The 20211-nt window shown below is 73.0% G+C and carries 20 protein-coding genes; 9 read left to right on the top strand and 11 right to left on the bottom strand.

Annotated features, from left to right (window positions below; translation table 11 throughout):
* Positions 1–19: 19 nt before the first annotated feature.
* Positions 20–526, bottom strand: a complete 507-nt coding sequence (locus CP982_RS03575) for a hypothetical protein (RefSeq protein ID WP_150509117.1) — start codon at positions 524–526, stop codon at positions 20–22.
* A 491-nt stretch (positions 527–1017) separates the two neighbouring features.
* Here CP982_RS03575 and CP982_RS03570 point away from each other — a divergent pair, with 491 nt between their 5' ends.
* Complete coding sequence (locus CP982_RS03570) at positions 1018–2232, top strand: S8 family peptidase (RefSeq protein WP_150509116.1); 1215 nt, start codon at positions 1018–1020, stop codon at positions 2230–2232.
* Positions 2233–2289: 57 nt separating this feature from the next.
* Here CP982_RS03570 and CP982_RS03565 read toward each other — a convergent pair whose 3' ends face one another.
* From CP982_RS03565 to CP982_RS03540, 6 genes are all read right to left on the bottom strand, one after another.
* Positions 2290–3489, bottom strand: a complete 1200-nt coding sequence (locus tag CP982_RS03565) for an ATP-binding protein (protein ID WP_229878836.1) — start codon at positions 3487–3489, stop codon at positions 2290–2292.
* Positions 3476–3772, bottom strand: a complete 297-nt coding sequence (locus CP982_RS03560; RefSeq protein WP_150509115.1) for a hypothetical protein — start codon at positions 3770–3772, stop codon at positions 3476–3478. The genes CP982_RS03565 and CP982_RS03560 overlap by 14 nt, the downstream gene beginning before the upstream one ends.
* A 9-nt stretch (positions 3773–3781) precedes the next feature.
* A complete protein-coding gene (locus tag CP982_RS03555; RefSeq protein ID WP_150509114.1) occupies positions 3782–4141 on the bottom strand; it encodes a hypothetical protein in 360 nt (119 codons plus the stop codon).
* Positions 4142–4437: 296 nt separating this feature from the next.
* Positions 4438–4716 carry a hypothetical protein gene (locus CP982_RS03550; RefSeq protein WP_150509113.1) on the bottom strand — a complete coding sequence of 93 codons (279 nt, stop codon included), beginning with the start codon at positions 4714–4716 and terminating at the stop codon, positions 4438–4440.
* A gap of 354 nt (positions 4717–5070) precedes the next feature.
* A complete protein-coding gene (locus CP982_RS03545) occupies positions 5071–5577 on the bottom strand; it encodes an STAS domain-containing protein (protein ID WP_150509112.1) in 507 nt (168 codons plus the stop codon).
* A gap of 204 nt (positions 5578–5781) precedes the next feature.
* Complete coding sequence (locus tag CP982_RS03540) at positions 5782–7872, bottom strand: ATP-binding protein (RefSeq protein ID WP_150509111.1); 2091 nt, start codon at positions 7870–7872, stop codon at positions 5782–5784.
* Positions 7873–7997: 125 nt separating this feature from the next.
* Here CP982_RS03540 and CP982_RS03535 point away from each other — a divergent pair, with 125 nt between their 5' ends.
* Positions 7998–8888, top strand: coding sequence for an MEDS domain-containing protein (locus CP982_RS03535; protein ID WP_150509110.1), 891 nt, complete (start codon positions 7998–8000; stop codon positions 8886–8888).
* Positions 8885–9850 (top strand): sensor histidine kinase, encoded by a 966-nt coding sequence (locus tag CP982_RS03530; RefSeq protein WP_150509109.1) that lies wholly within the window; start codon positions 8885–8887, stop codon positions 9848–9850. The genes CP982_RS03535 and CP982_RS03530 overlap by 4 nt, the downstream gene beginning before the upstream one ends.
* Before the next feature lie 61 nt (positions 9851–9911).
* Here CP982_RS03530 and CP982_RS03525 read toward each other — a convergent pair whose 3' ends face one another.
* On the bottom strand, positions 9912–10649 hold the full coding sequence (locus tag CP982_RS03525) for a S1 family peptidase (protein WP_184924728.1): 738 nt from the start codon (positions 10647–10649) through the stop codon (positions 9912–9914).
* 321 nt (positions 10650–10970) lie between these two features.
* Between CP982_RS03525 and CP982_RS03520 the strand changes: the two genes are divergently transcribed.
* Positions 10971–11813, top strand: coding sequence for a DUF1206 domain-containing protein (locus tag CP982_RS03520; protein WP_260422683.1), 843 nt, complete (start codon positions 10971–10973; stop codon positions 11811–11813).
* A gap of 38 nt (positions 11814–11851) precedes the next feature.
* On the opposite strand, the gene CP982_RS03515 is transcribed toward CP982_RS03520, so the two are convergent.
* Positions 11852–12259: a DUF3224 domain-containing protein gene (locus tag CP982_RS03515; RefSeq protein WP_150509106.1), complete on the bottom strand. Its 408-nt coding sequence runs from the start codon at positions 12257–12259 to the stop codon at positions 11852–11854.
* 52 nt (positions 12260–12311) lie between these two features.
* The gene (locus tag CP982_RS03510) at positions 12312–12947 is read right to left on the bottom strand and encodes a TetR/AcrR family transcriptional regulator (protein WP_150509105.1); all 636 of its coding nucleotides are present in this window, start codon (positions 12945–12947) and stop codon (positions 12312–12314) included.
* Positions 12948–13033: 86 nt separating this feature from the next.
* On the opposite strand from CP982_RS03510, the gene CP982_RS03505 reads away from it, so the two are divergent.
* The 5 genes from CP982_RS03505 (at position 13034) to CP982_RS03485 (ending at position 19225) form a co-directional block, all read left to right on the top strand.
* Positions 13034–13522 (top strand): hypothetical protein, encoded by a 489-nt coding sequence (locus CP982_RS03505; protein ID WP_229878835.1) that lies wholly within the window; start codon positions 13034–13036, stop codon positions 13520–13522.
* 64 nt (positions 13523–13586) lie between these two features.
* Positions 13587–14900, top strand: a complete 1314-nt coding sequence (locus tag CP982_RS03500) for a cytochrome P450 (RefSeq protein WP_150509104.1) — start codon at positions 13587–13589, stop codon at positions 14898–14900.
* Entirely contained in the window at positions 14897–17245 is a 2349-nt protein-coding gene (locus tag CP982_RS03495) for an MGH1-like glycoside hydrolase domain-containing protein (protein WP_212669175.1), read from the top strand. The genes CP982_RS03500 and CP982_RS03495 overlap by 4 nt, the downstream gene beginning before the upstream one ends.
* Positions 17246–17318: 73 nt before the next feature.
* Positions 17319–17504: a hypothetical protein gene (locus tag CP982_RS03490; protein WP_150509103.1), complete on the top strand. Its 186-nt coding sequence runs from the start codon at positions 17319–17321 to the stop codon at positions 17502–17504.
* A 107-nt stretch (positions 17505–17611) separates the two neighbouring features.
* Positions 17612–19225, top strand: coding sequence for an alpha/beta hydrolase (locus CP982_RS03485; RefSeq protein ID WP_229878834.1), 1614 nt, complete (start codon positions 17612–17614; stop codon positions 19223–19225).
* A gap of 10 nt (positions 19226–19235) precedes the next feature.
* Here CP982_RS03485 and CP982_RS03480 read toward each other — a convergent pair whose 3' ends face one another.
* Positions 19236–20114 (bottom strand): universal stress protein, encoded by an 879-nt coding sequence (locus CP982_RS03480; protein WP_150509102.1) that lies wholly within the window; start codon positions 20112–20114, stop codon positions 19236–19238.
* Between the last annotated feature and the right edge of the window lie 97 nt (positions 20115–20211).

Genomic DNA, 20211 nt, shown 5'->3' with positions numbered 1-20211 from the left:
CCGTGTGCCGGAACCGGAATCAGCCCGCGGCGGACACCCGCTCGCCGCACCACGCGCAGAAGGGCGCCCCCGGCTCGGCCCGCATCGTGCCGCACTCCGGGCAGACCCGGTCCAGGGAGCACGGGGCCTCGCCGCCCTCGCGTACGGTGACGGCCGAGGCCGCGGTGCCGACGACGCTCATGCCGGGGCGGCGCGTGTGCACGGTCAGATAGACCAGGCCGTGTGCCCCGGCGCCGAGCGCGCGCCGGGACGAGCGCGGCAGCCACACCACGGACCCGGCGGCAAGGGCGAGCTGCTCGCCGTCGGAGTCCAGCTGGCCGTCGCCCGCGACGACGAGCAGGAGGACGTCCAGGGCGTGCTCCACATGGGCCGCCACACCGCCGTCGGGAGGCAGTCTGATGAGGTTGGCGTCGAGCTGCCGCCGCTCCTCCGCCAGCTTCCACAGTGCTCCGGTCTGCTCGGAGGACACATACGGCAGGTACTGGTCGAAGGAGACCAGCAGGCGGGGCTTCTCCGGTGCGGACATCGGCACCTCCTGGCTGTGCGGCGGAACGGTGGAATCTTAAAGGGCCGGGCCCCGGGAGCGGCGGGGATCCCGGGGGTGTCACCCCAAAGGCACCGTGCGTCGCGGAGGCGCGGCAGGGCGCTCAGCCGTCGGACGGGTCGGTCAGCGCCGCGTGCCGGATGTGGCGCGGCTCGTCGTGCAGGGCGCTGCGCCCGCGATCGTCGGCGGTACGGGCGCCGAGGACGGCCGCCGCCCGTTCGCGGCCGTGCGCGAGACCCCGCCGACGCCCCTGTCGATGCCCGCCCCAGCAAGGCCGGATCCCGCTCCTGGCCGTACGGGCGCCCGTCCCGCTCCTCGGTCGCACGCGTGGCGCAGGGCGCTGCCGCCCTGTGGGCCAAGGGGGCGTGCGCCATCGGAGGGATGGCGGGTAGACCCGGGCGCGCCCCGGTGAGAGATACAGAGCGGCCTGTCGGCCGTGCGGTCCGCACCAGCCCCCTCACCTGGAGCACCTCATGCCCCGACCACCCCGGCGCGTCGCCGCCACCGCCCTCGCCACCGCAGCCCTCGCGACCGGCCTCGTGACCGCCCCCGGGGCGACGGCCGGACAGCGGGCACCCGCCCCCCTGCACGAGGCGGACCACGCCCTGCCCGGCCGGTACATCGTCACTCTGGATCCGAGCGTGCCGTCCGACCGCGCGGCGGAGCAGTGGCGCCTCCCGGTGCGGCAGACCTTCCGCGAGGTGCTCAACGGCTTCTCCGCCGACCTGACCCCGCGGCAGCTGCGCACCGTACGGCGCCTTCCGGGCGTGGCGGCGGTGGAGCAGGTCGGCATCATCTCCGGCCCGCGCAGCACGACCTGGAGACGCGTGGCGGACCCCACCGCGTCGTGGGGCCTGGACCGGATCGACCAGCGCCGGCTGCCGCTCGACGGAACCTTCACACCCGGTGAGGACGGCGAGGGCACGACCGCGTACATCCTCGACAGCGGCATCGACTTCGACCACGCGGACTTCGAGGGCCGGGCGACGCTGGGCTACGACGCCTTCGGCGGTGACGGCAAGGACTGTTACGGCCACGGCACCAGCGTCGCCTCCCTCGCGGGCGGTGCCGTCCACGGGGTGGCGCGGAAGGCCAGACTGGTGTCGGTGCGGGTTCTCAACTGCGAGAACAGGGGCACCAGCGAGGGCCTGCTCGCGGGCTACGAGTGGGTCGCGAAGAACGCGGTCCCGGCGGCGGTGGTGAACTCCTCGCTCAGCTCGCCGCTGTTCCCGACCACCGACGCGGCCGTCGACAAGCTCGCGAAGGACCACGGCATCCTGACCGTCGCCGCCGCGGGCAACCAGGGCGGCAACGCCTGCCTTCGCTCGCCCGCGCGCGCGGCGAGCGTCCTGGCGGTCGGCAACAGCACGCGCGGCGACATCCAGTCCGCCACCAGCAACTACGGCCGCTGCGTGAGCCTCTACGCCCCCGGGCACCAGGTCCTCGCCGCGCGGATGGGCGGCGGGTCCGCCACGGTCAACGGCACGTCCTTCGCCGCTCCCTACACCACCGGGGCCGTCCTGCTCGCCCTGGACGACGACGCGGCGAGCACCCCGGCCGTCCTCAAGCAGCGGATCATCGACGCTGCCACGCCCGACGTCCTCACGGTCGGCCCCGGCTCGCCCAACCGCCTGCTGTACCTGGGCCCCTCGCTCACGCCGGACGACCCCGAGGAGGACAACGGCTGAGCCCGCGGGTCCGGCCGGGCCCGCGGGCCGTCGTGCGCATATGTGTCCCGGCCCGGCTCAGGCCGGGGTCTCCGCGTCACCTCCGTCCGTGCCGCTCGCGCCCTCGTGCCCCGCGCCGCTGTCGGCCTTCGCGTCCGCGAGGCGTCGGCGCAGCTGTTCGGCGACCGACCGCTTGCCCTCGTCGGAGAGTTCGGCACCCGACTCGTCCGGCGCCGGTGGCGAGGGCGGGGGAGTGCGCTGTTCCTTGAGGGCGGTGAGCAGGCTGTCCCGGGTGACGGCGTCCTGGCGGCGACGGGCCGTGCCGACCGCGGCGAGGATGACCGCCAGCTTGATGTCCCGGCCCGAGACGTCGCCGACGTCGGCCAGCTCCTCCAGCGAGACGTCGTCGTGCACGGGCAGCTCGGCGGGCAGATGGGTCTGCCAGATCCGGCGCCGGGCCGCGTGGTCGGGCAGGACGAAGTCGACGTGCAGCAGCCGGGATTCGACGGCCGCGTCGTAGCTGTGCGGCAGGTTGCTCGCGAAGATCACCAGGCCCTGGAAGGTGTCGAGCGCCATGAGGAGCTCGGTCCGCATGGAGTTGATGGCGCTCTCGGCGGCCTGCTGGGGCTGGGCGAACCGGCGCGAGAGCAGCGACTCGGCCTCGTCGACGAAGAGGACCGCGTGCTGCTCCTTGGCCGCGGCGAACAGCGCGGCGAGGTTCTTGGGACCGTCGCCGTGGTACTTGCTCTCCAGGTCCGAGAGGCGGCAGCTGAGGATGCGCCGGCCGAGCCGGTGCGCGATGGCGTGGGCGGCCATGGTCTTGCCGGTGCCGGGCGGGCCCCGGAAGTTGACCGCCGTGGACGGATGGGGCTCGATCGAGCGCAGGTTCCAGGTGTCGAAGACGAGCGGGGCCACCTCGACGAGCGAGACGCAGTCGAGCAGCCTGTCGACCGTCTCCTCGGGCAGGACCAGCTGGTCGAAGGTGTACAGCGGATCGACCGTGGAGAACGCGGGTGTCTGCGGCTCCTCCTCCGCGGGCCACCGCGCGGGCTCCTGGCCGGGGCGCGGCGGCAGCGTGCCGTATCCGGCGCTCAGGGTGAAGGGGTCGGGCCGGTAGTGGTTGACGATCTCGCCGAGCATGGCGAACAGACGCACCCTGAACTTCACCAGCTCCCGGTCCGGAACGTCCGCGGGGAATCCGCTCAGGAAGAGCCGGGGCGTGGACCAGGAGCCGTTGTCCGTGCCGTGCTCTTCGAGGCCGCGCTCATGTCTGGACACGGATCACACCCCTCGACGTGCGGAGCCTGCGGGCGAGTTCGGGGTCGAGGGCGTGGGCGTCCCAGACCTGGGTCGCCGCCCTGACGCCGTACGGGCTGAAGATGCCTGCGACGATGTGGTAGTCGCCGGTGGTGAGGCGCTCGGACAGGATCTCCGCATAGCCGCCCCGCACGGCCCGCGCGGAGATCCAGTTGTCCACCATGTCCCAGGTCACCAGGGCGATGACGGCTCCGGCGGCGAAGCCTCCCGCCATCAGGAGCAGGAGGAGGCTGATGGGTTCCACCGCAGCCCCTCAGGTGTAGACGACGAGTCCGCGGCCCGCCGCGTGGTGGCGCACCACGTCGGCACCGGGCTGACGGGTGCTGGCGAGCGCCCGTGCCTCGATCACCCGACCGGTCCGCTCGTCGAAGAAGCCCTGTACGACCCGCGTCGTCGCGGCCGCCGGGGTCTTGTCGAACACCCCGCCCACCTTCGCGTAGTCCTTGTTGGCGATGCGCTCGGCGAGCGAGAAGGCGATCGCGTTGGCGTTGTCCGCCTTGATCTTGCCGCGCGCCCGGAACCATTCCGTGATGATTTCCACGGTGATGGAGACGATCACCACCGCGATATAGCCGAAGAAGGCGATCGCGGCGATGAGGGAGAGTGGATCCATTGGTGTCTTTCCCCCCGATGCTGTTCGTTTCTCTGCTGTTGTCGTTCGTGTGTGGCTACGTGTTGTCGTTCGTATGTGGCTACGAAACTCGTCGTGCGGGGCCGCCCCGGTATCAGCGGTGACGCCGGAACCAGCGGTTCAGCTCCGCTTGGTCGATCTCTGTTTCCCGTCGCTTCCTCCTCCTGCGCGCACGGAACACCGCGACGAGCAACGGCACCGCGACGGCCAATCCGGCGGCCGCGGCCGCCCATTTCCCCATCGATTCCTCCCGTACTGCCCCGCCCCCGGGTGCGGTGCTACTCGAAGATGATGAGTTCCCGGCCGCCGAACATCCCCCGGAGTTCACCGTCCAGCTCCCTCGCCACCATGAACCTGCCGTACGGCTCCCCGGAGGGCTGCAGGCAGGGCTTGTTGTCGCGGTCGACGAACACCTGGAGGCAGGGGAATCCGTAGGAAAGCCCCTGCCGGGTGAGGAGAGCGCCGTGGTGCACCTGAGGCACGTCCGGACGCTCCTCCACGAAATAGCGGACGACCTCGTCGAAGGTGAGCTTCTTGAGCTGCAACGGGCGCGGCACTTGAGCGATTTTGATCGCGACGCCGCCGAGGAGTTGCAGAACTCCGACGATGGCTTCCGCGGCCTCCGGCGGGACTTCCCGCGCCCATGGGCGACGGCGTCCTTGCCGTGCGGTCGAATCTTGTGAGCGTGGATCATCGGCCATGTGTGATCCTCCCCCGAAATCCCCAAGCCGGATATCCAGGTGAGCGAGTGTAGCGGCGAAAGCCTTTTCTTGTACCGCGTTATTCCCGGGAATCAAGGCGACTCCTTGTGCGATTTCTGGAGTGCCGAAAGGGATGAACGGGCCCACAGTGGCACCGGTGTCATCCGGGGACGTTGTTGTGGGTGGGGTGCGGCGACGCACCCCACCGGATCACACGGTCGGGTCCTGAGGAGTCTCGCCGTACCCCTGGGACACCACGGACGGCCCCTCGCTCCCGGTGGCGCCCATGACGTCCTCGACGGCAGGCGGCGACGCCTCACCCGCGGCCAGCGCGTGGTCGAGGGTGGGGTGGGCCGGCAGCGGCCGGTCGAGGCCGGTGATGCGCAGCGTCCGCAGCAGCAGCGGGTCGCTGCCCACGAGCAGGAGCCTGCCCGCGCGCTCCCGCACCCGTCGATGGGCCCGGACGAGGAGGGAGAGGCCGACGCAGTCGATGAACGTCACCGGGCGCAGGTCGACCACGAGGCGGACGAACGGCCGACAGGTCATCCCGTCCAGATAGAGGCGGAGTTCGGCGTCGGCGTCGAGGTCGATCTCCCCGCGCAGCTCCACGACGGTGTGTCCGGCGAGGACGCGGCTGCGCGAGGACCACCCCGTGCGGCGCGACACGGGGAGCGCTGGTCGGCGGCGCAGGATGTCCTGTTGCCAGGGCTCACTCATGGCGGCTGCTCACCTCGGCAGTCGTGTGCGGTCGTCGTGGTTGCTTGGGCCGTGCCGAGCTCCGCGGTAGCACGGTGGGACGGTACAACCCCCTCAACAGCCCCGTCAGGGAAAGGGTGTCGCTCGATCGGGTGAGCGGGGGGAGTGCGCACGACCCGGGGCGCACGCGGGGTGACCCCAGGGGCGGTTCGCGCCGGGGCGGGCTCAGGGCCCGGCCTCCGGCACCTCGGCGAGGGCGAACGCCACGGTCTCGGAGGTGTCCAGGGCCAGGCCCTCGCCGAGGAGGCGGCCGAACCGCGCGTCACCCAGTTCCCCGCGGAGCCTGCGCCGCTGCTCCCGCTGGAAGACGGTGGCCTCGGCGTCCCCGAACCGCGCGAGCCCCACCCGGCGCCACAGCTCGGCGGCGGCTCCGAGCAGACGGGCGGCGCGCTCGGGCCGCCCGCGCGCGGCCTCGACGCACACCAGGAGATCGACGGCCGCGGCGGTGCCGAGGTGGTCGTGGATGCGCCACTTGGCGGCGAGGGCGGCCCGCGCGCAGTCGGCGGCGGACTCGGCGTCCCCGAGGCCGAGCCGGGCCAGGCCCAGGTAGTAGTCGCCCCACGCCCGCATCCACAGCTCCCCGTGCTTGTCGCACTCGGCGCTCAGCCGCTCGGCGGCCGTGACGGCACGGGCCGGGGCGCCCTGACCGGCCAGCAGATACGCCTGCACTGCATGGCTGGTGAGCTTGAAGAAGGTGGCACCGCCGCCGCCCGCGGGGCCGGGGCCCGGCACGCCGTGCAGGACGGCCGAGCGGGCGGACTCGCCGCGCGCGGCCAGGCTGGCCCCGGTCAGCGGCAGGATCCGCGCCGCCGGGGGCAGGCCCCGCGCGGCGGCGAGGCGTACGTACTCCGCGGCGACGTCCTCGGCGGCGTCGAGGTCGTCCGGGGTGAGGGTGATGAGGCGGTGGGCCCACGTGGCCAGGGTCCGCTCGGCGCTCGTGCCGCTGCCCCGGCCGAGGGCGCGCGCCAGGTACGCGCGGCCCTCCTCGGCGTGACCGGCGGCGAACCAGAAGAACCACAGCGTGCCCGCGAGTTCGAGGCCGAGCGTGGGGTCGGGGTCGGCCAGGCAGGCGTCGAGGGCGCGGCGGAGGTTGGCGTGCTCGGCGCTCATGTGGTCGGCCCAGGCGCGCTGGCCGGGGCCGAGCCACTCGGCCTCGGCGCGCCGGACGAGCCAGCGGTAGTAGTCGCGGTGGCGGCGCCGGACGTCGTCGCTCTCGCCCAGCTCGGCCAGCCACAGGGCGCCGAACTCGCGGAGGGTGTCGAGCATCCGGTAGCGCGGGCCGCCCCCGCCCGGCTCCCGCGTCACGATCGACTTGTCGGCGAGCGCGGTCAGGTGCTCCATGACGCGCTCGGCGCTCAGCGGGCCGCCGTGGCACACGAACTCGGCGGCCTCCAGGTCCCAGTTCCCCGCGAACGCCGAGAGCCTGGCCCACAGCAGGCGCTCCAGCGGGGTGCACAGTTCGTGGCTCCAGCCGATCGCCGTCCGCAGGGCCTGATGGCGGGCGGGGCGGGTGGGGGGCTTGGTGGTGAGCGTCTCGAAGCGGGCGTCGAGAGCTGCGAGAAGATGTTCCAAGGACATGCCGCGCAGCCGCACCGCGGCCAGTTCCACGGCCAGCGGAATGCCGTCCAGGCGCTCACAGACCGCCGTGACCTGGGGGCGGTTGGCGTCGGTGAGGGTGAAGGACGGTACTGCCGCGACGGCCCGCGCCGCGAACAGCGCCACCGCGTCCCCGCCCGCCGCGGAGTCGCCGACCGGCAGGGGCCCGACCGCGAGGACGTGTTCGCCGCGCACGGCGAGCGGCTGCCTGCTGGTCGCGAGGATGCGTGACCGCGGCACGCGGGCGAGCAGCGCGGAGGCCACGCGGGCGCACGCGGGCAGCAGATGCTCGCAGGTGTCCAGGACCAGGAGCACCGGTTTGCCGCCCAGCCGCGCGGCGGCGGCCGCGAGCGCGGGGCGGGTCGGCTCGTCGGCGAGGCCGAGGGCCCGCGCGACCGCGACGGGCACGAGCGCGGGATCGGTGAGCGCGGACAGCTCGACCAGCCACACCCCACCGGGGAAGCGGCCCCGGACCCCGTCGGCTGCGCGCACCGCGAGCCGGGACTTTCCCACCCCGCCGGGCCCGGTAAGGGTCACCAGCCGAGTGCGGCCCAACAGGCCGTCGATACGGGCCAGTTCGCCCTCCCGGCCGACGAAGGCGTCGGGTTCCACGGGCAGATTGCCGAGGCGGTCGTTGCCGTTGCGCGCTGAGGCGGACATGTCTCCCCCTCGTGAGGTGTGGATCACCATATCCGCTACGGCGGCTCCGTTTCCGGCGTAGCGTGTAACCGTCCCGGCACACCGCGTAGTCGCGGTGGGGGTGCGGCGCAAGGGGGGTGGGTCGGATGGAGATGGAACCGGTACTCAGAGCCGTCGGGCAGATGAGGTGCGGTGACCACCTCCTGCTCGGATACGACACTCAGGAGGAGCGCGAGGTGATGCTCGCCGCGTTCCTCCTGGACGGCCTGGCCAGCGGTCACCGGGGTCTCGTCCTCGCCTCGCCGAGCGCGCCGCCCGACATCGCGCTCGGCTTCCTGCGCGGTCACGGGTGCGACGTGGCCGACGCGTTGAGCACGGGGCGGCTGCGGTTCGACGCCCGGTTCGGCACGCCGGAGTCGCTGTGGGACCTCGACGAACGGGTGCGCCGGGAGGCGGAGGACGCCGTGGCCGAGGGCTACCTCGGCCTTCGCGTCGCGCTCGAGGTCGTCCGCGGCCCGGGTGACGACGCCTTCAAGGAGCTCCAGGACGCCGAGCGCCTGCTCGACCCGGTCTTTCAGGCCCTGCCCGTGCTCGCGGTCTGCAGTTACGACCGCCGCGTCTTCGAGGTCCACGAGTGGGCGCCGGTGGAGGGCCTGCACCAGGGCCGGGCCGTGGCCGACCACCTCTGGCGGGACGAACTGCTCAGCATCACCCGTACGTTCGCCCCGCCCGGTCTCGCCCTGTCCGGGGAGGTGGACGACACCAACGTCACGGCCGTGGCGCGGGCCCTGCACGGCGAGGCCGCGCGCGCCGCGGGCCGTGCCGACGGCGGCCGCACCCGGCTCAGCCTGCGCGACGTGTCGTTCATCGACGTGGGTGCCCTGCGTCTGCTGGTCCACACGGGCCTGCGGCTGCGGGAGCGGGGCGGCGGCCTCCTCCTCACCGGGGTCGCCCCGCACGTCCACCGCGTCATGCGGGTCACGGGCTGGGACGTGGTCCCCGGCCTGGAGGTCGACAGGGGGGATGAGGAGCTATGACGCGAACGGGCTTCGTCCATCAGGCGCTGTGCTACGGCGCGGACGAGGAATTCCTGGAGGGCACCCTCGGATACGTCCACGAGGGCCTGGAGGCGGGGGACGCGCTCCTCGCCGTCGTCGCGGGCGACAACATCGGCCTGCTGCGGGACGCGCTCGGCGGGGCCGCGCGCGAGGTGGAGTTCATCGACTGCCTCGACTGGTACCACTACCCGTCGCGCACCCTCGGCCGGTACCACGCGTACTGCACCGCCCGCGAGCGGGGCGGCGCCCGCCGCGTGCGCGTGATCGGCGAACCGGTGTGGACGGGGCGCACCACCTTCGAGGTCCGCGAGTGGATGCGCTATGAGTCGCTCCTGAACGTCGCCTTCGCCGACTCGGGACACTGGATCCTGTGCCCGTACGACACCCGGGTCCTGCCGGACGAGGTCATCAGCACCGCGCGCCGCACCCACCCCGAACTCGCCGTCGGCGAGAGCGGATTGCTCCACAGCGATCGCTACGAGCCCCCGGCCGACTTCTACGCCGAGTGCGACGAGGCGGAGCGCGAGCTGGACGAGTCAGCCGTGTCGCCCGGCGGCACGTCCACCGAGATCCCCTTCGAACGGGGCCGGACGGCCGTGGCGCGCGCCGCCGCCACCGAGTTCGCCCGCGGCCGTGCGCTCGCCGAGGGCCGCGTGCAGGACCTGGTCGTCGCCGTGCACGAGACGGTGCTCAACGCCATCCGCTTCGGCGGCGGGCGCGGGGTGCTGCGGCTGTGGAGCGAGCCCGAGTATCTGATCTGCGAGATCGCCGACGGCGGCTACGGCAGTGTCCCGCGCGTGCCCGCGTTCCCGGGCCATCTGCCACCGGCACCGCGCGCGGCGAGCGGACACGGCCTGTGGATCGTACGGCAGTTGAGCGACCTGATGACCGAGCGGCTCGGCCCGGACGGCTCGGTCGTACGCCTGTACTTCCGTCGCTGACCCGGGGGCGGCGACAGGGCCGTGCCCCCTCCGCGCGGCGCCGCGCGGAGGGGAGGTTCGCTCAGACGCCGGCCACGCTCTGGATCCAGGAGCGGTACGCCGTCACGTTCGTGTACGCGGTGGTGGTCTGGCGGTCACTCGTGGAGGCCACGCCGACCTGGACGCCGCCCGCCATCATGGGGCCGCCCGAGTCGCCGCCCGCGGTGATGCCGTTGCCCCGGCGGGCGCAGATGGCCTGGCCCTGGTAGGCGTCGCGGCAGCCACCGGTGACGGTGACGTTGGCGACCTTCAGGAGCCGGGACTGACAGTTGATCTCCTGGCCGCACTGGGAGGTCGCGCCCCAGCCGTAGACCTGCACGGACTGGCCCACGGTCACCGAACCCGGCTGGCCGAGCGGTGAGTAGGTGGCCGACACGGAGCGGTCGAGCTTGACCAGGGACAGGTCCGACGAGGAGTGGTTCGTGACGCTGACGCCGTTGGCGGTGGTGCCGCCCGTGGTCTGGTCGAGGCTGCCGATGCGGAAGGAGAGGCCGCCGCCGCTGACGCAGTGCTTGGCGGTGAGGATCCAGGTCGGGGCGATGATCGTGGCGGTGCACGTCTGGCGCCCGTTGGAGAAGAGCCGGGCCGCCCAGGGGGCGTTGCTCGCGTAGCCGCCGCCGATGATCGGCTGGACCGATGTGGTGGACGGGGCGGAGGGTGCGCGCTCGGCCGCCGAGGCCTGTGCGGCGGCGGTGGGGGCGAGCCCCAGTACGGTCAGTGCGACGGCCGCGAGTGCCGGGAGAAGTCTGGATATTCGCACGTTCGTCTCCATTGTGTGGGGGTTGGGCGTCCTTCGTGAGGACTGAGCCGCATAGGTATGCGACCAGGAGTACACGCGAAAGATGGATATTCCTGTCGCGTGCATGCCATCAAAGGCTGTGGTGAATCTGGCAGATGGGTCATGACCGTCGCAAGAGGCGGGGCGTGGCTACTCGCGTAGAGTTGCGAGCGCATGCATAGTCAAGCGAAATCTGATGGTCTGGACCATTGTGTGCCGAATGGTCGCCCTGCCTCGAGTGGCCCGCGTCCCTCTTTGGCACGTCGAGGGCATGGGTGGGAGGTCCCGGGGGATTCGGCCCCCATGGGCTTTGATGGGGCAGTGCGAAATGGGGCAGGCCGGGCACGAAGGGTGGCCCGTGGCCGGGTGGTGGAGGTCGCGGCGCGGGCCGGATTCGTGGCGCGCGGCGCGATCTATGTGCTGGTCGGCGTGGTGGCGTTGCGCATCGCGCTCTCCGACGACGACGGGAAGCAGGCCGACCGGGGCGGGGCGCTGACGGAACTCGCCCAGAAGCCTTTCGGGGAAGCCCTGCTGTGGCTCCTCGGGCTCGGCCTGGTGGGTATGGCGCTGTGGCGCCTCTCGGAGGCCCTGTTCGGGCAGGTCGGTCCCGAGGGGCGCAAGCCGGGCAAACGCCTGCTGTCAGCGGGCCGGTTCGTCTTCTACGGAGTGGTCAGCTATCTGGTCCTCGCCTACGTCACGGGAGACAAGGGAAGCGGCAGCGGCTCCTCCGACCGTCAGGTCGACGACGTCACCGCCACCGTCCTCGACTGGCGGGGCGGACAGTGGATCGTCGGAGCCGCGGGGCTCGGCGTGGTGGCCGCGGGCCTGTGGATGATCGGCAGGGCCGCGCTGCGCAAGTACCGCCGACGGCTGCGGATGGGGGAGATGTCCGCCCCGGTGCGCCGGGCCGTCGACGTGCTCGGGGTGGTCGGCGGCTGCGGCCGGGGGTGCGCCTTCGCGACGGCCGGCGGGTTCCTCCTCGTGGCCGCCGTGCGGCACGAACCCGGCGAGGCCAAGGGAATGGACGACACCCTGCGTTCCTTCAGCCACACCGCGGCCGGGCCGTGGCTGCTCGTCGCCCTGGCCGTGGCGCTGATGGCCTTCGGTGTCTTCTCATGGGCGAGTGCGCGGTGGCGCAAGGTGTGAGCGGAGGCCCCGGCCGCTTCCGTCGGTGATTCGCCGCGCTACTGGCCGATTTCGTAGTCGAACCAGAGCCGGTGTGTGCCGTCCTCGTCGATCGCGACGCCTCCGGTCCCGCTGATCCCCGCCAGGTCGCCCGTACCGCTGCCCGGGACGATGACGAAGTACCCGCCCTGCTTGCGGCTGTCCACGGTGGTCCCGGAGTGCGCGAAGTTGAAGGTGCCGCTCCGCGTGTGGAGCGCCCCCTCGAAGGACTCCAGGGCGACGTACGTACCGGTGCCGGTGGCCTGGTCGGCCGCGGCGGTGAACAAGGTCGTGGAGTGCCCGACGACCTCGCCCTCGTACTGCTTGGCCATCGTGGCGACAGCCACGGGCACGGCGGTCTCGATCCCCGGGTTCGGCGCGGAGACCGGGGTGAAGTCGGCGACATTGAAGGTTCCAGAGGCTCGCATACCGGATCGTAGCCCGCGCCACCGGCCCGGCCGCCAGGTGACAAAGCGTGATCTAGCGGGTGGTCGGCTCGGCGCGGGGCGAAAGGCCCAGCACGCCCCGGACCGCCCGCTCGGCGAGCTGTGTGTCGTACGGGGCTTGTCCGGCCAGTTCGATCCCGACCGCCTCGACGACGCCGAGGAAGACGGAGGCCGTCATCTCGGGCGGCGGCCCCGGAGGGATCGCGCCGCTGGCGCGTCCGGCGGCGACCAGGCCCGCGCAGTCGGCGCCCAGCCGTTCGACGGCCTCCGCGACGGCCCGGCCGACGGGGTGGTCCTGCCCGGTGAATTCGACGCGCAGCGTCATCATGACCTGGGCGACGTCGCGGCGGCAGTAGACGGCGTGCCCGCGCGCGAGCGCGATGAGCGCGTCGACGGGGTCGGGCTCCTCCATGGCCGGTCGGCCGACCTCGTCGTTCCAGGTCTGCCCGACCCACTCCACCACGGCGAGAGCCAGGGCTTCCTTGTTGGCGAAGAGGTGGTAGAGCGCGCCGCGCGTGTACCCGGCCTCGTCGGCCACGCGCGCCAGCGACAAGTTGGCGTATCCGTACGTCGACAGGCCGCGAGCGGCCGCCTCCAGCAAGGCGCCGCGGGTCTGCGCGCGCCGATCCGCCTGGCTGCGCCGGCCGTCCGCCTTCTTCTGCTGTGTCATCGCCCACCCTCACTTACATACAGGCATGTATGTACGTTACTTTACCCGTGGCATGCCACTCCGTGGACCGACCTGAAGGAGCACGTATGAACGTCGCATCAGGAACAGACGGTGACGTCCGCCAGGAGCAGCCGGTGCCCGCGCCGATCCTGGCCTTGAGCACCATGGAACGGCCCGACTACGTGGACCTTTTCACGCTGAGCGGCGGGGTGCCCGGCCGGTCGCCGGAGGAGTGGGCGAAGGCCCTCTTCGAGGATGTGGCGGGCCGCTCGGGGCAGTTCGTCTGGCGGGTGCTGCTCGGTCTGCGGCTCCGGGCGGCACGGGGCCGCGTGGCCGGATGGGAGATCGCCGACCGCGGTGCGGACTGGATCAGGCTGGAGGCCCGGTCGTGGTTCCTGACCGGTCACCTCGTCGTCCAGGCCGACGACGACCACGTGTCACTGGCCACGTTCCTGCGCTACGACCGCCCCTTGGCGGGGCGCGTCTGGCCGCCGCTGGCCAAGAAGCACCGGAGCCTGGCCCCCGGCCTGCTGCGCGACGGGCGTGACCTCCTGCGGTCCGGCCGGAAGAGGTAGTTCCGCCTGGAGAAATTCGCACAGGCGTGTGTGTCCGGCCCGCCGTCAGGGAAGGAACGCGGCCATGGAGATCCCGGGCCCCGAGCCCCGACCGGACGGCGGCCTGGGGGCCATCGCCGAGGCGGGCGGACTGCACACGTATCAACTGCGGCTGCACGCCGAGCACGGACCCGTCGTGCGGTTCCAGCTCCCGGGGGTGGAGGAGGCCGTCTCGGTCGCCGACCCCGTGCTCCTGGAGGCCACGGCCCACATCGACAAACGGCCCGAGCGGCTCTTCGAGTTCCTGGCCCCGCTGTGCGAGGCGGACAACCTCCAGGTCCTCGCGGCCGATCAGCACACCCCGTGGCGGCGGCTTCTGCTCTCCGTCTTCGCCGGACGCCCCTCCCACGAGCGGCACTTCGCGCGGTTCACCGAGCTGGCGACGGACCTCGCGGACCGCTGGGCCGCGCGGGCCGGTGGCGAACCCGTCGCGTCGCAGAAGGATCTGACCGCGCTGACGCTGCGGATGATCTGCGAGTACTCCCTGGGCGGCGACGCCGCGGACCCGGACAAGGTGACCCGCGCGTTCGAGACGGTGCTCACCGAACACCTGGGACGGCTCTACCAGGTGCCCGTCCCGGGCACCCAGGACGAGCGCACCCGACGGGCGGACGAGGCCCTCGCCTACCTGCGCGCCACGGTCGACCGGGTGGTCGCGGCGCACCGCTCCGGCGGGCGCGCGGACCGCAGCGATCTGATCGGCGCGCTCGTCGAGGCCGGGCAGAGCCCCGCGCGGATCCGCGACACCGTCATGGTGACGCTGCTCGCCGCCCACCACACCACCGGCGTGGCCGTCTCCTGGACCCTGCACCTGCTGGGCCGCCACCCCGAGGTGGCCGCACGCGTCACCGAGGAGCTGGACCGCGTGCTCGGGGACCGCGCCGCGCCCGCCTACGCCGACCTGCGTCGGCTGACGTATCTGGACATGACCCTGAAGGAAGCGATGCGGCTCTACCCGCCGGGCCCGTACGGCGCGCGGGAGACGACCGAGCCCCTCGTCCTGGGGGAGTACGAGATCCCGGCGGGAACGACCGTCTTCTACCCCTTCTGGGCCGTCCATCTGAACCCCCAGCACTGGCCCGAACCCCAGAAGTTCGACCCCGAGCGGTTCACCCCGGAGGAGACCGCCAAGCGGCCGCGGTACGCCTACATCCCCTTCGGCCTCGGCCCCCGCAGCTGCGAGGGCGCCCAACTGGCCACCGTGGAGGCGCAGCTGGTCCTGGCCGTCCTCCTCAAACGCCTCGCGTTCCGGCCGGTGCCCGGCCACGAGGTCACGCCGATCGAACGGTTCGTGCTCTGGGCCGCCGACGACATCCCCATGCTGGTGAGTACGCGATGACCCGGGTGAAGCCCGTGGCCGCGCTCACCCTCGCCCTCACCCTCGCGGTGGGCACGGCATCTCCGTCAGGCGCCGACGACGCCCCGAGGTCGTACAACTCCGGGAACACCACCCGCTCGACCACCTACGAGAACGTCCTCGACCTCAAGGGCGTCCCGAAGTCCGCGTCGCCGGGGGAGTTCAACCCGGTCAACGTCTTCGCCGACCGGGGCGCCTGGCACGCGTACGCCCTGCCCGATGCGGAGGACCCGACCACGTACGGGGGCTTCAGCGGGCCGCTGTACGTGGCCCAGGAGTACCCGTGGTGGCTGAGCAGATCCTTCAGCAGACTCCGACTGAAAGAAGCGGATAGAACGCTCGATCTAGTCGGGGGAGGTACACCGCGCTTCACGTCCCTTCCGGGGTTGCTGCGCCAGCGCTACCGCCTCGACGGCCTCGACCTCACCCTGGAGCTGCGGTTCGCCACCGACCGCACCGCGCTGGTCCGCGCCCGCGTGCACAACAGCGGCCGGACGACGCGCACGCTCGCCGCCGACTGGTCCGGCAGCCTGCTGCGCCCCGAGGAAGGACCGCAGCGCGACGCGCCCTCACTGATCACCACATCCCGCGGCGTCGCCGTCGACTTCGCGCGCGTGCGCGAGAAGTGGGACTACCTCACCGACGGCACCGAGCGCTTCCAGATCACCCATCGCGAGCCCGTCCGCTCCACGCTCGCGCGCGACACCTACCGCACCGAGCTGGCCGCGCCGCTCCGCCTCGCCCCGGGCGCCGCCCGCACCCTGGACTGGACCGAGAGCTACACCTTCACCACCTCCGAGCGGGCGCGCGAAGGCGCCGCCGTGCGCCGAGTCCTGGCCGACCCGGCCGCCGTCACGGCGGCCGGGGACGCGCGCTGGCGCCGCTACGTCGCCGACGTCACCGGGCCCGTCCCGCCCGCGCGCCGCCGCCTCGCCGTGAAGGCGCTCCAGACCCTGGTCACCAACTGGCGTTCGGCCGCCGGGCGGATCCGGCACGACGCCATCAGCCCCTCACTGTCGTACAAGTGGTTCGCGGGCGGCATCTGGGCCTGGGACACCTGGAAGCAGGCCGTCGGCACCGCCCGGTTCGACCCCGGGCTCGCCCAGTCGCAGCTCCGCGCCATGTTCGACCACCAGATCCGTCCCGGTTCCCCGAGCAGGCCGCAGGACGCCGGGATGATCCCGGACGCGGTCTTCTACAACGACCCCTCCGACGGCGGCGGCAACTGGAACGAGCGCAACAGCAAGCCCCCGCTGGCCGCGTGGGCGGTGCGCGAGGTCTACCGGCACAGCGGCGACCGGGCCTTCCTGCGCGAGATGTACCCGAAGCTGGCCGCGTACCAGGCGTGGTGGTACCGCAACCGCGACCACGACCGCGACGGGCTCGCCGAGTACGGGGCGACCGTCGACCCCGCCAACGACAGCGCGGAGCAGCGCAGGCTCGCCGCCGCCTGGGAGAGCGGCATGGACAACGCGCCGCGCTTCGACGCCGCCCTGGGCACCTCCGTCGTCACCAACCGGGACGCGTCGGGCCGCGTGACCGGCTACTCGCTCACCCAGGAGTCCGTCGACCTCAACGCCTACCTGGCCGCCGACCAGAGTCACCTCGCCGCCCTCGCGCGCGAGCTGGGGGACAAGGCGGGGGAGCGGCACTGGCGGGCCCGCGCCCGGGCCACGCACGCGGCGGTGCGCGAGCGGATGTACGACCCGAAGAGCGGCTGGTTCCACGACACGGACCTGGCCGACGGCTCCCGGCTCACCGCGCGCGGGCGGGGCATCGAGGGCGCCGTCCCCCTGTGGACGGGCACGGCATCACGCGCGCAGGCCGCGGCCGTGCGCGACAGGCTGACCGACCCGGCCGAGTTCGCCACGCCCGTGCCCTTCCCGACGGTGGCCCGCAGCTCGCCGTACTTCGCCCCGCAGCGCTACTGGCGCGGACCGGTCTGGCTGGACCAGGCGTACTTCGCCCAGGCCGGCCTGCGACGGTACGGATACACCGCCGAGGCTCGCGCGCTGACCGACCGGCTGCTCGCCCACGCGGGCGGACTCGCGGACCGGGGCCCGGTGATGGAGAACTACGACCCGCTGACCGGGGCACCGCTCAACTCGCCCAACTTCAGCTGGTCGGCGGCGGTGCTCCTGCCGATGCTGGGCGGGAAGCCGTCACTCCGCCTCGGCAGCCGCCCGGACCGGTCGATGAGCGAGCCCGCGTGCAGCGAGATGAGTAGATTGGGGAGGGACGAGGCGGCCGAGAGGACACCCAGCTGGGCAGCGTTGGCGTCCAGGGCGGGGACCGCGGCCAGCGGCAGGGCGACGAAGGTGATCTGATCGCCCAGGTAGGAGATCGACTGCGGGCCTGGCCCGGCGCTACGTCCCCACCCGCTTCACCGACCCCGTCCGGTTGTTCGTCGGCACGAAGGGCATCACCGAGGACGAACTCCGGGCACGGGCGGAGAGCTGGGCACCCCACGTCGAGGGCGCGGTCCACGTCTCCCGGATCGGGTTCCGACACGAGGAACTGATGGACCCGCAGCCGCAGTCCGAGATCGCGGCCGTGCTCCTTGCCGATCTGGAGTCTCGTGCCTGATCGCCGCCTTCCTGATGCCCTTCGGCCGCCTCGCCGACCGCTCCGGACGCGACACCATATGCAGTGATCAGGGACCCTGTGGTGTACCGAAACACAGGAGCACCCCCTTGAAGTCCCGGAAGTCCTTGAAGTCCTTGCGGCACAGCGCGCGGATGCGCGTGCTCGCCCTGCCCCTCGCGGTCCTCACGGCCCTGCCGCTCGCGGGCTGCACCACGGAGGGCAGTCGCGGCTCCGCGCGGCAGCACGCGGACGCCGACCCCGCCGCCCGGCCCGAACTCCAGCGCTTCTACCGGCAGAAGCTCACGTGGCGGGAGTGCGGGGACGTGGAGTGCGCCCGGCTCACCGTGCCCAGGGACTACGCGCACCCGGGCGACGGGAAGACCTTCGTCCTGCCGGTGGCCAGGGCCGCGACCGACGACGAGGAGCGGCGCGTCGGCACCCTCGTGTACAACCCGGGAGGCCCGGGCGAGTCCGGTGTGGCCGACCTCAAGGACGGCGGGGCCGAGTCGTTCGGCGCGAAGGCGCGGGCCGGCTTCGACATCGTCTCCTTCGACCCGCGCGGCGTCGCGGGCAGCCGCCCCGCGCTCGACTGCCCGGAAGAAGAGGACGAGCAGGAGGACGCCGCCGAGGAGCAGCCTCCCGTCCCCCGTACCGCCGCCGCGCGCGCCCAGGCCCTCGCCGACGCCCGCGCCGAGGCCACCGCCTGCCGCAAGGGCAGCCGCGGCCTGCTGCGCCACGTCGGCACCCAGGACGTGGCCCGCGACCTTGACGTGCTGCGCGCGGCCCTCGGCGAGCGGAAGCTGACCTACGTCGGCTGGTCGTACGGCACGCACCTGGGCACCCGGTACGCCGAGCAGTTCCCGCGCCGGGTGCGCGCCATGGTCCTGGACGGCGCGGTCGACCCCTCCCTCGGCTGGGCGCAGCGCGCCCTCAGCGAAGGGACCGGCTTCCGCAGGGCCGTCGACGACTACGCGAAGCGGTGCGCGGAGGTCGTCGGCAGCGGATGCCCCGGTGAGAGCCCCGGCGAGATCCGCCGCCTGATCGAGGACCTGTACGAGCGTACGGAGCACGAACCGCTGCCCGTCGACGGCGAGGAGGAAGGCCTCGGCACGACGGACGTCGTCGACGCCGTCTCGCTGGCGATGTACGCGCCCGAAGACGACTGGAAGCCGCTCTCCGCGGCACTGCGCGCGGGGGCCCGGGGCGACGGGACGAAGCTGGCGGAACTCTCCGAGGCCGAGGAGCCGGGGCCTGCCGCCCGCCTCCGGGGCAAGGGCGAACGCGGCGAACGCGAGTCCGACGGCGCCGTCGACAACAGCGACGCCGCCATCCTCGCCGTCTCCTGCGCCGACACCGCCTACCCCCGCACCGCCGAGCCCTACTGGGACGCGCTGGAGCGCGCGGAGGGGAAGGCGGGCCTGTACGGCGTGTCGAGCGTGCTGAGCGTCCTGGCGTGCAAGGACCTGCCGTCGGGCACGCAGCGGCCCCGCAGGGTGGCGGCCGATGGAGTGCCGCCGGTCCTCGTGGTCGGCACCACCGGCGACCCGGCCACGCCGTACGAGGAGGCCGAGAGCGTGGCGGAGCAGTTCCCCGGCGGCATGCTCCTGACGTACGAGGCTCCGGGGCACACCGCCTACGGCCGGGCCGGCGCGTGTGTCACCAAGCGCGTGGACGACTACCTGGTCGGCCTGCGCGAGGTGCCGGACGGCACCACCTGCTGAGGGGCGCGGCTCAGGCCGGGGGAACGACCGCGACCGGGCAGCCCGCGTGGTGCAGTGCCGCGTGGGCCACGGAGCCGATGCGCGTGCCGATGGGGGAGCGGTGCGTCTTGCGGCCGACCACGAGGAGGCCCGCGTCGGCGGTGGCCGAGAGGAGGACCTGGCCGGCGCTGCCGATCTCGACGTGCTCGGTCACGGGCACGTCGGGGAACCGCTCGCGCCACGGGGCGAGCGCCCGTGTCAGCGCCTGCTGTTCGAGGGGTTCGAGGCCGCCGGCCTGGTCCGCGACGTCCAGTACGCCGGTGTTGTAGGCGTACAGCGGCGGCAGGGTCCAGGCCCGCACCGCGCGCAGGGCCGCGCCGTGGGCGGCCGCGGCCTCGAAGGCGAACCGCAGCACGGCCTCGCTGTCCTCGGGCTCCCCGTGCTGCCCCACGACGACCTCACCCGCACCGTCGGGCCCGGCCGCTCCCGTCCCCGTACCGGCTCGTACGGACACCACGGGACCCGCCGCGTCGGCGATCACCTGCTGTCCGTACGAGCCGAGCAGGAAGCCGAGGAGGGCACCGTGCCCGCGCGAGCCGAGCACCAGCATCCCGGACCGCTCGGCCTCCCCGAGGAGCGTGTCGACGGGGGTGGCCTGGACGACCTCGGAGGTGATCGTGAGGTCCGGGTGGCGCCCGGACACGCGCGTCACGGCCTCCCGCACGAAGGCGTCGGCGGCCGTGGCCAGCTCGTCCTTGCTCCGGGCGATGGTCACGTCGGTCGACTGCGGGAGCCAGGCGTGCACGATCCGCAGGGGCGCGCCGCGCAGCGCGGCTTCGGCCGCCGCCCAGTCGGCTGCGGCCAGGCTCTCGGCGGATCCGTCCACTCCGACGGCGATGGCGCGGGTCATGGGACCTCCGTACGTTCGGGGGCAGGGGCGCGGCGGTGCGGCCGCTCCTGTCCTTTCTCCTGCTCCCGGCCGCCGTCGGCAATCGGAATCCGCCGTA

The sequence above is a fragment of the Streptomyces spectabilis genome (genome assembly GCF_008704795.1).
Classification (GTDB): domain Bacteria; phylum Actinomycetota; class Actinomycetes; order Streptomycetales; family Streptomycetaceae; genus Streptomyces; species Streptomyces spectabilis.
Note: the sequence above shows the minus strand (reverse complement) of the source record. Positions and strands in the feature narration are given on the sequence as shown.

Coding starts and splice junctions, on each gene's coding strand:
- CP982_RS03575 (WP_150509117.1), bottom strand. CDS start 526: ATGTCCGCACCGGAGAAGCCCCGCCTGCTGGTCTCCTTCGACCAGTAC.
- CP982_RS03570 (WP_150509116.1), top strand. CDS start 1,018: ATGCCCCGACCACCCCGGCGCGTCGCCGCCACCGCCCTCGCCACCGCA.
- CP982_RS03555 (WP_150509114.1), bottom strand. CDS start 4,141: ATGGATCCACTCTCCCTCATCGCCGCGATCGCCTTCTTCGGCTATATC.
- CP982_RS03545 (WP_150509112.1), bottom strand. CDS start 5,577: ATGAGTGAGCCCTGGCAACAGGACATCCTGCGCCGCCGACCAGCGCTC.
- CP982_RS03540 (WP_150509111.1), bottom strand. CDS start 7,872: ATGTCCGCCTCAGCGCGCAACGGCAACGACCGCCTCGGCAATCTGCCC.
- CP982_RS03535 (WP_150509110.1), top strand. CDS start 7,998: ATGGAGATGGAACCGGTACTCAGAGCCGTCGGGCAGATGAGGTGCGGT.
- CP982_RS03530 (WP_150509109.1), top strand. CDS start 8,885: ATGACGCGAACGGGCTTCGTCCATCAGGCGCTGTGCTACGGCGCGGAC.
- CP982_RS03520 (WP_260422683.1), top strand. CDS start 10,971: ATGGGCTTTGATGGGGCAGTGCGAAATGGGGCAGGCCGGGCACGAAGG.
- CP982_RS03515 (WP_150509106.1), bottom strand. CDS start 12,259: ATGCGAGCCTCTGGAACCTTCAATGTCGCCGACTTCACCCCGGTCTCC.
- CP982_RS03510 (WP_150509105.1), bottom strand. CDS start 12,947: ATGACACAGCAGAAGAAGGCGGACGGCCGGCGCAGCCAGGCGGATCGG.
- CP982_RS03505 (WP_229878835.1), top strand. CDS start 13,034: ATGAACGTCGCATCAGGAACAGACGGTGACGTCCGCCAGGAGCAGCCG.
- CP982_RS03500 (WP_150509104.1), top strand. CDS start 13,587: ATGGAGATCCCGGGCCCCGAGCCCCGACCGGACGGCGGCCTGGGGGCC.
- CP982_RS03495 (WP_212669175.1), top strand. CDS start 14,897: ATGACCCGGGTGAAGCCCGTGGCCGCGCTCACCCTCGCCCTCACCCTC.
- CP982_RS03480 (WP_150509102.1), bottom strand. CDS start 20,114: ATGACCCGCGCCATCGCCGTCGGAGTGGACGGATCCGCCGAGAGCCTG.